Source organism: Phocaeicola sp. RTP21198st1_B8_RTP21198_201120, assembly GCF_040929485.1.
Taxonomy (GTDB): Bacteria; Bacteroidota; Bacteroidia; order Bacteroidales; family Bacteroidaceae; genus Phocaeicola; species Phocaeicola dorei.
The window spans coordinates 1-9473 of the sequence record NZ_JBCOCI010000051.1 but is presented as its reverse complement, the minus strand read 5'-3'; the positions used below and the strand labels follow the sequence as shown (position 1 = coordinate 9473).

General features: G+C 33.7%; 5 protein-coding genes and 1 pseudogene. 5 read left to right on the top strand and 1 reads right to left on the bottom strand.

Annotated features, from left to right (window positions below; translation table 11 throughout):
• From AB5935_RS16220 to AB5935_RS16200, 5 genes and pseudogenes are all read left to right on the top strand, one after another.
• Positions 1-120 (top strand): annotated as a pseudogene (locus AB5935_RS16220) (RNA polymerase sigma-70 factor); the annotation flags it as partial.
• Between the two features lie 71 nt (positions 121-191).
• Complete coding sequence (locus AB5935_RS16215; protein WP_007836710.1) at positions 192-1208, top strand: FecR family protein; 1017 nt, start codon at positions 192-194, stop codon at positions 1206-1208.
• A gap of 229 nt (positions 1209-1437) precedes the next feature.
• Complete coding sequence (locus tag AB5935_RS16210) at positions 1438-4644, top strand: SusC/RagA family TonB-linked outer membrane protein (RefSeq protein WP_007836712.1); 3207 nt, start codon at positions 1438-1440, stop codon at positions 4642-4644.
• A gap of 5 nt (positions 4645-4649) precedes the next feature.
• On the top strand, positions 4650-6278 hold the full coding sequence (locus AB5935_RS16205) for a RagB/SusD family nutrient uptake outer membrane protein (protein WP_007836714.1): 1629 nt from the start codon (positions 4650-4652) through the stop codon (positions 6276-6278).
• A 43-nt stretch (positions 6279-6321) separates the two neighbouring features.
• Positions 6322-8757 carry a glycoside hydrolase family 127 protein gene (locus tag AB5935_RS16200; RefSeq protein WP_007836720.1) on the top strand — a complete coding sequence of 812 codons (2436 nt, stop codon included), beginning with the start codon at positions 6322-6324 and terminating at the stop codon, positions 8755-8757.
• 218 nt (positions 8758-8975) lie between these two features.
• On the opposite strand, the gene AB5935_RS16195 is transcribed toward AB5935_RS16200, so the two are convergent.
• Positions 8976-9110 carry a transposase gene (locus AB5935_RS16195; RefSeq protein ID WP_229054414.1) on the bottom strand — a complete coding sequence of 45 codons (135 nt, stop codon included), beginning with the start codon at positions 9108-9110 and terminating at the stop codon, positions 8976-8978.
• Between the last annotated feature and the right edge of the window lie 363 nt (positions 9111-9473).

Here is a 9473-nt window from a genome sequence, read left to right as displayed (position 1 = left end):
TCTCAGGAATTAGGTATTTCTATAAATACGGTTAAGTATCATATAAAGAATGCATTATCTTTCCTTCAGACTGAATTGAGCAAATATTTAATTGCTTTGATTTTATTTTTTTCGTGTTGAAACAGAAAAAAGTTTCTTTTAGGACTACCCTGTATTTAAAATAAATCGTCTTCACTTTAGAAACAACAAAGATGAAAGCAGAAAAAGAACATATTGATGAATTAATAGTATCCTATTTAAGTAATGAGTTGGATGGAAATGCTGTGCATGAACTGAAGGAGTGGATAGCTGCGTCTGTGGAAAATGAAAAGTATTTTATGCAGCGGCAAGAAATTTGGTTTTCTGCCATAAGTGATATGAAAAACTCTATATATAATAAAGATGAGGCTTTCCAGTTATTTAGGAAACGGGTGGATACATATCAAAAGAACAAGATGATGAGGAAGAGGCTAAGATGGAAAATAGTCTATAAATATGTGGCTTTTATATCAATAATAGGTTTTATCTCTTATTTCTCGTATTGGAGGGGTAAAAGTAATCTTAAAAATGTTTTAACGGAAACGGGGATAGAGGTGGAAACACCTATAGGATCACAAACAAGACTCCGTTTGCCAGATGGTACTATAGTGATACTTAATGCTGGATCACGTATTATTTATCCACAAAATTTTGGAGTATACAATCGTGATGTTGAGTTACAAGGTGAAGGTTATTTTGAGGTTGCTCGTAATATTGAAATGCCTTTTTATGTGAAAACAAAAGAGTTACAAGTAAGAGTACTTGGAACTAAATTTAATTTTAGAGATTATCCTGAAGATAAAGAAGTTGTTGTGTCTCTGTTAGAAGGAAGAATTGTTTTAAATAATCAGCTTCAGAGAGAGGAGGAATTATTATTATTACCTAATGAACAGGTGATATTAGATAAAAGAGTAAAGACTATGAAAAAAGAATGGAAAAGGGATGGAATAAATATAGAATGGATAACCGGTAGACTTTTCTTTGATGAAATACCTTTACCAGAAGTAGCACAAATATTGGAACGTAATTATGGCGTTCGAATTAAATTTGCTAATGATGCTTTAAAAAAAATTCGTTTTTATGGAAATTTTAATAAAAACGGTCAAAGTGTTAGAGATATTCTGGAGGCATTATCAGCAACGGAAAAGGTACATTATACTTTAAATGATAAAGAAATAATTTTATATTAACTATTTGTCTAATCTTAAATAAAAAGAACTATGAATAGAAGTACGTAAAATAAGGGTGGGAAGACTGGATATAAAAAAGTCGGAAGATCTGCGAAATCTCCCGGCTTCCATATTATTCCCTCAAAATGTCAAATGTGAGATCTTTTTTGAGGAATGTGACAAAAGTAATAAAAATATTTCTTAAAATCGCCTTCCTACAAAAGTTTTTAATTTTTTAAATTCTAAATTTATGAATTACAAAAGGAGGGCCATCTTGATGGTCGGGGCTGTATTATGCCTAAATTTAAGTGTGTACTCTCAACTTATATCGTTGAAAATGAATGATGTTTCAGTGAAAAAGGCGATGATGGAATTACAAACTAAAAGTGGTTTCTCATTTGTGTATATTGCTGGAGATTTGGATATTCGGAAGATGGTAACAATAGATGCTAATCAATTGGATGAAGCTATTAATCAGATTTTGAAAGGACAAAATGTTTCTTATGAAATACAAGGGAAGAATATTGTTATTAAAAGAATTCAGGAACTAAAAGTAGCGAATGAACAAAAAATTAAAATTAGTGGTATTGTAAAAGATGTAAATGGAGCCCCTGTGGTTGGAGCAACAGTTAAAGAAAAAGGGACTTCAAATGGTACTATTACAGATATTGATGGAATTTTTATGCTGGAAGTTCAGGAAAATGCCTTATTAGATATATCATATATTGGATTTAAATCTCAACAGTTGAAAGTACAGAAGGGAGGTAAGGCTTTATCAGTTATTTTGAAAGAAGATTCTGAATTATTAGATGAAGTTGTTGTTATTGGTTATGGAACACAGCGGAAAGGGGAGGTCGCTAGTTCTATTGCCACTGTAAAATCAGAGAATTTTTTGAAGGTCCCTTCTCCAGATGCTGCTCAGATGATTCGTGGACAAGTTCCGGGACTAGCTGTTATAACCCCAGATGCCAATCCTCTTTCTTCTTCCCAATTATCTTTGCGTGGTATCACAACATTAGGGCAAAACACCACTCCGTTAATTCTCATAGATGGAATTCCTGGAGCATTAAATTCTGTTTCTCCTGATGAGATAGCACAAATAGATGTATTAAAAGATGGTTCGGCAGCAGCTATTTATGGTACACGTGGTACTAATGGAGTTATTCTTATTACTACAAAACATGTAAATGGGGAAATGCCAACAACAGTAGATGTGAATGCTTATATTTCTATTCAACAGATCGTGAAAAAGTTGCCAATGATGACAGCAGGTCAATATCGTGAGAAAGTAGCTCAAGGAGGGTATGGTGGTGCGACTGATTATGGTGGTGATGTGGATTGGTTGGATGAAATAACTCGTACTCCTATTTCACAAGTATATAATGTAAGTTTAAGAGGAGGAAGTCAGACAACTAATTATTTGGCAAGTCTTGAATATAGGAGTTTGGAGGGTATAATTCAACGTTCGGACAACCAGATCATTTATCCACGCATTGAGGTTACTCATCGCATGTTTAATGATAAATTGCGTATTAATGCAGGGTTGAATGGTTCTCTAAAAAAATATTTTGATGGTGCAGATGGTGGTGGATATAAAACAGATGTTTATGCAGGAGCGATTCAATTTAATCCTACAGATCCTGTTAGAGATGAAAATGGAAATTGGAAAGAGAGACCTATTAATGATTATTTAAATCCGTTGGCTCTTTTATGGGAAACAGAGGGAGAGAATAAGGAAACTGCTTTAAGAATGTTTGCTAATTTGGCATTTACTCCTATTGCAGGATTAAATATTAAATATACTGCATCTAAAAATATTTTTAATCAGATCCGAGGATATTATGAAACGAAGCAACATTCTTCAACTACTAAAAATGGTAAGAATGGATATGCATCTCGTGGTACACAATCTACATATGAAACATTATCTGAATTGACAGTTCAATACAATAAGACATTATTTAAAGATCATAATTTTACTTTGTTGGGAGGGTATAGTTGGATGAAAAGTGGGTATGAAGATTATTGGATGCAAAATTGGGATTTTCCTTCAGATGATTATACATATAATAATATGAGTGAAGGTCAAGCTTTACGTGATGGAAAAGCTAATGAAGATTCGGAGAAAAGGGAGAATTTGTTGATTGCTTATTTTGCTCGTTTGAATTATAATTATAAAGGAAAATACATTTTATCTGCTAGTATAAGACAGGAGGGATCTACTAAATTTGGTAAGAATTATAAGTGGGGAACTTTTCCAGCTGTATCTGTAGCATGGAATATAGTGGAAGAGAATTTTCTAAAGGATGTGTCATCTCTTTCTGCATTGAAAATACGTGCGGGATTTGGTATTACAGGTACGGAACCATATTCTCCTTATATGTCTCTTCGTTCGATTAATTTTAATGATTATGCATATTATGATGGCACTTGGATTAAGTCTGTTCATCCTAGTTCCAATACGAATCCAGATCTCCGTTGGGAAAAGAAAGAGGAACTTAATGTTGGCCTAGATGTTGGCTTTTTTGATAATCGGTTAACCGGAAGCATTGACTTTTATAGAAGAACGACTAAGGATTTGATTTGGGAATATAATGTTCCTTCACCTCCATATTTATTTCCTACAATACAAGCTAACGGAGGGTCTATACGTAATACAGGGGTAGAAGTTTCTATACAGGTAACGCCTGTTTCAACAAAAGATTTTCAATGGGTAACAAATATAAACTATTCTAGTAATGCAAATAAATTAGTGACACTTTCTGGTAAATTTGTTGCAAGTACATATTTAGATACGGGGACAACGGGATCTCCTATGTGGCAGGCAACACACAGAATACAAGAGGGGCAACCTTTCGGTAATTTTTGGGGATATAAGTCTATTGATATAGATGATGATGGGCATTGGATAATAGAGGGTGAAGATGGAACCCCAAAATCTATAAATGATGCGCTTCCTTCTGATAAAAAAGTATTAGGTAATGGCTTGCCGAAACATTATGTGAATTGGAATAATACTTTTGGATATAAAAATTTTGATTTAAGTCTTACAATGCGTGGGGCTTTTGGTTTTCAAATATGGAATTCGGCTGCTGCTTTTCATGGGGTACCTGCTATGTTTACTGCAGGATGGAATGTAATGGAGAAAGCTTTTGATCCTGTCTTTGGGAAACGTCCTCTTGCTGTAGATCAACCACTGGCTTACGTAAGTTATCATATTGAAAATGGTGACTATTGGAAGATTGATAATCTGACTTTAGGCTATACTTGGAATACAAGATGGAATTGGTTGAAAAATATTCGTTTTTTTGGTTCTGTTTCTAATCTTGCTGTTATTACTGGATATAGTGGTATAGATCCGGAAACTCCTGTAAACGGAATGTATCCAGGTATAGATAATCGTTATAGATATCCTTCGGCTAGAACTTATACAATTGGTATGTCATTTAAATTCTAAATATTATGAAAACAATAAATAAGATAGTAGGTATAGTTACTTCTATAAGCTTGGCGGGAATAATGTCATGTTGTAGTAATGATTTAACAGAAAAAGTATATTCTTCAATAACACAGGATAGTTATGAATATACGGTAAAAGATTTTAAATCTGTGGTTTCAAGTGTATATTCACCTTTACGTGGAGTGTTTAGCCATACGGGATTTTGGACAGCGAATGAAGTGACTGGAGATGCAATAGTATCTCCTCCTACTGCCACAGGTTGGTATGATGGTGGCCAATATATGCATTTTCATTATCATGATTGGAATTCTGAGCTGGCTAATATTAAAGAATTTTGGGATTGGATGTATCGGGGAGCTTTATTTGCTAATTATTCTATAGAATTGATTGAGAGTGGTAAAGTACCCGCTCCTTCTTTGGAGGCAAAGGAACAAGGAATAATGGAACTAAGAGCAGCTAGAGCTTTTTATTATTGGTTGATATGTGATAATTTTGGAGATGCTCCTTTGGTAATTACTACATCAGATGAAATGCCAGAAAAAAGTTCTCGTAAGGAAATCTTTGATTTTATAGTAAAAGAACTGATTGAAGTTATACCTTATTTAAGCGAGGAGCAAGGAGGTGCTATGTATGGACGATTTAATAAATGGGCGGCAAAGACATTGTTGGCGAATGTGTATTTGAACGCTGAAGTGTATACAGGAACGGCTCATTGGGAGGATTGTATTGTACAATGTAACGATATAATCAATAATAGCCCTTGTATGCTCTCTCAAAATTTTAAAGATTCATTCAGATCATCTGGAGTTGAGTCTTCAAAAGAAATTATTTTAGCAGTACCTTATGATAAAATTATTGCAACAGGAAATGATATGCATATGCGTTCTTGGCAAGCTCAGTTAAAAGATAAATTTAATTTGGAAGCAACTCCTTGGGGAAGTGGAACAACAATGGCAATAACTCAGTTTGCTGATACTTATGATGAAGATGATAGTCGTATAGATGATACATGGCTTAGAGGAGCACAATATAGTAGTAACGGTGAAATACTAAAGGGGATTTATGATAATATAGGTGAGGATTTTATCATTGTAAAAGAGATACCTGATGCTAGTTATGTAAAAGAATTTGAGGGGTGGCGCATGAATAAATTTGAGGTCGCTCCTCAGACTCCTTCTTCTTCTGATACTGATTTCCCTTTTTTCCGTTTTGCTGAGGTGTTGATGATGAAAGCAGAGTGTTTACTGCGAACGGGGCAGCCGGGGGCTGGTGCTTTGGTTTCTCAGGTTAGGGAACGAGCTTTTAGAGATCATCCAGAAAAAATAATGGTTACGGATGAGCAACTTAAAGCTAATTCTATTTATCAATATGGTTATGTAGAGAAATATCATATTGTAGATCCAGGTAATCAAGACCCGGTTGAGTTCGGACGATTGTATGATGAGTTGGGGTGGGAATTTGTTTGGGAGGCTCACCGAAGAAGGGACATGATTCGTTTTGGTTTGTTTACTAAAAAAAGTTGGTTGTCACATAAGCCTAAAGGAGATTACCGTAGTGTTTTCCCTATACCAGAGGTTGTTTTAACTTCAAATCCAAAATTAACTCAAAATCCGAATTATTTGCAAAAGTAATTGATTTTTGTTCTCAACTTGAAAATATATAATAAATATTGACATGAAAAAATATAAAATATTATTGTTTGTAATTGTGATGTCCTGCATATCAAATGTTTATATGTGGGGAACTACTAAGCCTTTATCTAAAAATAGAATAGATCTTTTTTCATTGAGTGAGGTTCGAATTACGGACAAGTACTTTAAGCATATTCAGGATTTAGATCATCAATATCTTTTAACGTTGGAGCCAGATAGATTGTTATCTTGGTTTAGACGTGAGGCAGGATTGACTCCTAAAGCTCAACCCTATCCTTTTTGGGAATCAGAAGATGTGTGGGGAGGCGGACCATTAGCTGGACATATTCTTGGTTTTTATATGTCCTCCATGTCTATGATGTATCAGACAACAAATGATAAAATGATTCTTGATAGATTAAATTATATTGTCAATGAGTTACTGCTTTGTCAAAAAGCTCATGGAGATGGTTATTTATTAGCTACTGTTAATGGTAAGCAAGTGTTTGAAGATATGATTGATGGAGATTTTACGACATCCAATCCTCTAATCAACCAAACTTGGGAACCTGTGTATATTATGAATAAAATTATGCTAGGACTTTATGGAGTTTATAAGCGATGTCATATACAAGATGCTAAAAGAATATTAATGGGGATGGCAGATTGGTTTGGTTATGAGGTATTAGATAAATTGAATCATGAGAACATTCAAAAAATGTTGGTATGTGAACATGGATCTATTAATGAATCTTATATAGACGTATATAAGATAACTGGAGATAAGAAATATTTAGAATGGGCTAAAAAATTAAATGATGAGGATATGTGGGTACCTCTTTCCAAAGGAGAGGATATACTGAACGGTTGGCATGCTAATACACAAATACCTAAATTTACAGGTTTTAATGCAGTTTATCGATATACGAATAATAAGGCTTACAATGATGCTGCTACTCGTTTTTGGGATATTGTTGTTCAAAAGCATACATGGATAAATGGTGGAAATAGTACTGGAGAGCATTTTTTCGAGGAAAGTATGTTTGAAAAGAAAATACCACAATATGGTGGTCCAGAATCATGTAACTCAGTTAATATGATGCGATTGACTGAAAGTCTTTATCAAACTGATGGCAGAGTAGATAGGATTGATTATTATGAACGTGTACTTTATAATCATATTTTAGCTAATTATGACCCGGAAGAAGGAATGTGTGTTTATTATACTCCTATGCGGCCTGGTCATTATAAAATATATGGAACAAGGTATCATTCATTTTGGTGTTGTACAGGTACGGGATTTGAAGCTCCAGCAAAGTTTGCGAAAATGATTTATGCACATAAAGATAATTCACTTTATGTAAATATGTTTATAGCATCAACGTTGGACTGGAATGAAAAGAACATTATGATTACTCAATCTACTAATTTTCCTGACGAAGATCAGACATTACTTACTATAAAGTCTTCATCTACACAACAAATAGATTTAAAAATACGGATCCCCTTTTGGATCAAAAATAAAAGTATGGTTGTGAGAGTAAATAATAAAATTGTGAAAGGCATAAAATCAGAAAAAGGTTATGTTACAATATCACGTGAATGGTCAGATGGGGATGAAATTAAAGTGACATTTACACCTCTATTAGAAATTGTACCTTTAAAAAATAGTGAAAGATATCTTGCTATGACTTACGGGCCTATTGTGTTAGCGACTAAAATAGACAATACTAATATTGGGAAAGAAGAATTCCGACATGAGCGTAAAACTGTTAGTAATGTAATGATTCCTATGTCAGATACTCCTGTTTTGTTTGGAACATTGAATGAAATAAAAGGTAATATCAGACGAGTAGTTGGGAAGGAATTATTATTTATCTATAATCCGAAAGAAGGAAAATCTGTAAAATTGGTTCCTTACAATAGGATAAATTTTAGTCGATATGCTATTTACATGATTCATGTTGATGACAAAGAAGAGTATATAAAAACAGTTTGGGATGGTAGCTATTATGTCAATATGAATCAAAATTTAGGAACGATAAATGTAGATGCTATTTGTATAGGAGATACTGATTCTGAACGAATGCACAAGATAGAGCAGGTGAGTAATATTACAGGAAAATATGATTATATTTCATCATGGCGTCGTGCAGTCAATGGAGGATATTTTATGTATAATTTAGCATCACTTCCAGATAAGGAGCAGACACTTTATATTGCGTTTCGGGGGAATGATCAGGATGAATTTGCTTTTGATTTGTTGATAGATGGACAGGTGATTAAATCATTTGTGCGTAGTCTAGGTGATGAAGGGTTGGTCACGAAGAATTATGCAAAATATATTCCTATTCCTTTTGAATTGACCCGTGGTAAGAAAAATATAACATTGAAAATTGCCGCTAGATTAAAGAATATGACAGGAGATATTTTTGATATTCGTATATTGCCATCAAATTCAGAAATGGATCTCAAGTAAATTCAATGAAAAAAAGAGTTTTATAAGAGATGTTTGTTAAAAAGGCAGAGGTTTTATTTAAGTATTGAAGTTCGAATAGATCGAGGACCATTCCTAGATATTTGAGGTTTGGTCCTCAATTTATGATTCTATTTAAAGATTTTTCTAAAAGCCTTCGCATTATTTTTTTTGAAATAAGCGATTGTCCGAAAAGAGGGCGTTAAGCCTCCTAATAGCTATCATAATTCCACATTTACCTTACAGGAGTACTCCAGTTTTCTTGATGACCTTATTGAATACTTATAACCATATAAATACAATTTTAGTAATGTTGCAGGATTATACGGTAGGCTCCTTTTATTGAAGTTTGACATGTTTAACCCCAAGCTCATTTATAGGCAAGATATCCATAAATAAATTGATAATCCTTGCCCAAGAATTTGGAGCAATCAATTGGTCGAGAGGTATCATTTGAATTTGATTTCTGTTTTCTCCTACTATGTAGTTTATAGATATGTTGTCTAGTTTCTTTCCATAAATATATAAAAAATAGGTGACAATTAAATATAGCTTCTAAGGTTTTGCACAGACTCTTGGGAGCTTACGATGTTACCAACAAATGGTGAAGTCGTTATTTAGCTCTCCGAGGAAGTTAGTCATTCCTTAATTCCGCAACACTATTATAAATTAAACTTTTTAAGTACCTGAGCAACAAAAAGTTGCTCAGGATTTTGCCA